1 protein-coding gene is annotated in these 271 nt (G+C 45.0%); it reads left to right on the forward strand.

Annotation, left to right across the window (positions count from 1 at the left end; all coding sequences use genetic code 11):
• Window positions 1-271: GMC family oxidoreductase N-terminal domain-containing protein (locus FLQ44_RS14615; protein WP_206208906.1), on the forward strand; the 271-nt coding region annotated here is incomplete at both ends.

Consider the following 271-nt stretch of genomic DNA (forward strand, 5'->3'; position numbering starts at 1 on the left):
ACAATGTACTGTTCCATGCCATGGTTGAAGCAGGCGTACAAGCAGGTTACCCACGTACTGACGATTTGAACGGTTATCAACAAGAAGGCTTTGGTCCAATGGACCGCACTGTAACACCAAAAGGTCGTCGTTCAAGTACAGCGCGTGGTTATTTGGATTTGGCGAAAGGTCGACCAAACTTAACCATTGTCACCCATGCAACCACCAATAAAATTCTTTTTAATCAGAAACAAGCGGTCGGTGTAGAGTATATTCTTGGTGCTGATCAAGC

The organism is Vogesella mureinivorans (assembly GCF_007644035.1).
Classification (GTDB): domain Bacteria; phylum Pseudomonadota; class Gammaproteobacteria; order Burkholderiales; family Chromobacteriaceae; genus Vogesella; species Vogesella mureinivorans.